General features: G+C 66.4%; 1 pseudogene. It reads left to right on the top strand.

Features of this window, described 5'->3' with window-relative positions:
* Positions 1–1,835, top strand: a pseudogene (locus Y882_RS17925) (hypothetical protein); the annotation flags it as partial.

Below are 1,835 nucleotides of genomic sequence, written 5' to 3'. Positions count from 1 at the left end.
GCGCAGAACTCGCTCGATGCAATTGCCATCGGCACCAAGGCGGTCGGTTACGGTCAAGGTTCAGTGGCGCTGGGTACGGGCACGTACTCGATCGGCCAGGGCTCCACCGCGATCGGTGGCTGGATCGACACCAATGGCGACGGCAAGCTGCCGGGTCACGGCAGTGGCAACGAGGAAACCTGGGCGTACGGTAAGGGTGCCAATGCCTACGGTGCGGGCGCGGTGGCATTCGGTGATTACGCCACATCGATGGGCACGCTCTCGTACGCGGGCGGCTCGCAGGATGCGGGTGACGGTGCGCTGAGCGGCTCGGTGGCAGTGGGTTACAAGTCCTTCGCTGCGGGCGACGGCACGGTGGCGATCGGTCGCGAGGCGGCCACGCAATACGACGGTGCGACGGCGGTGGGTTATGCCAGCGTCGCCTACGGCCAGGACAGCGTGGCGCTCGGTCACGGTGCCGTGGCGGCATACACCAACGACATGGCGCTGGGCAGCAACGCCTGGGCAGGCGGCGGATTCGGTTCGCGCAACATGGCCATCGGTGTCGGCGCGACCGCAGGTAATCCCAATACCGATGGTACCGATCCGACGCAGGACGTGAGCGACTCCATCGCCATTGGCGCCGGCTCGGTGGCCGACAAGAGCCAGGCGCAGGCAATGGGCGTGAATGCCATTGCCGACGGTGTGCAGAGCGTGGCGATCGGCAACAACGCCTATGCCGCGAGCGATTACAGCACGGCAGTGGGTTCGGCGAGCTTTGCGCTTGGCACGGGTGCAGCCGCGATCGGCAGCGGCGCCACCGCCACAGGCCAGTTCAGCTCGGCGGTTGGCTACAACGCATCGGCCGTGGCGGACAACAGCGTCGCGCTGGGTGCGAACGCGATGGCTGATCGGGCCAATACCGTGTCGGTGGGCAGCGCGGGTGCGGAGCATCAGATCACCAACGTCGCTGCCGGCACGGCCAGCACCGATGCGGTGAACGTCTCGCAGCTCAACCAGAGCATCGGCACGGCCACGCAATACCTGGCCTTCGGCCCGCATGATGGCCCGGGCGGTGGCATCAATGGCGCCTATGTTCCGGCATCGGCGACCGGTGTCGGCGCGGTGGCCGTGGGCATGAATTCGAACGCCAGCAATATCTTCACCGCGTCGTTCGGCATCATGGCGCGTGCGACCAATAGTCAGTCCACGGCCATTGGCGGCTGGACCATCGCCGGTGGTATTCGCTCGACGGCCGTGGGCGGAAGTGCACAGGCCAACGGTGACTCCTCGACGGCGATCGGCGATGCCTCCGCCACGCCTTTCCTTGGCGGCACGGCCCTTGGCGTGGGCGTGGGTGTGCTTTCCACTGAGAGTACGGCGGTCGGTCACGGCGCCAGCATAGGTGTGAATGCAAGCAACAGTACGGCGCTCGGATCGTGGTCAAGGGTGAATGGCGGCGTCACCAATAGCGTCGCCCTGGGTGCCAGTTCGTTCGCTGATCGAGCCAACACGGTGTCCGTGGGTGCGGTGGGTGCGGAGCGCCAGATCACCAATGTCGCCGCCGGTACGCAGGCGACCGACGCGGTGAACATGGCTCAGCTCAATGCCGTCGCTGGCACGGCGTCGCATTACCTCGCCGCCAACGGCAAGGGCGACGGCAGTGACAATGCGCTGGCCATCGGTGACTACGCTACCGCCGTGGGTTCGGCCAGCTTTGCGCTTGGCAATGAATCGTCTGCCATGGGCAGCGGTGCTTCCGCCATGGGCGACTACAGCACGGCCAGCGGCTACAACAGTGTGGCCGCGGGCGCCAACTCTGCTGCCTTCGGTGCCAATGCGCAGGCGCAGACTGA

Source organism: Dyella japonica DSM 16301 (assembly GCF_001010355.1).
Taxonomy (GTDB): Bacteria; Pseudomonadota; Gammaproteobacteria; order Xanthomonadales; family Rhodanobacteraceae; genus Dyella; species Dyella japonica.
Note: the sequence above shows the minus strand (reverse complement) of the source record. Positions and strands in the feature narration are given on the sequence as shown.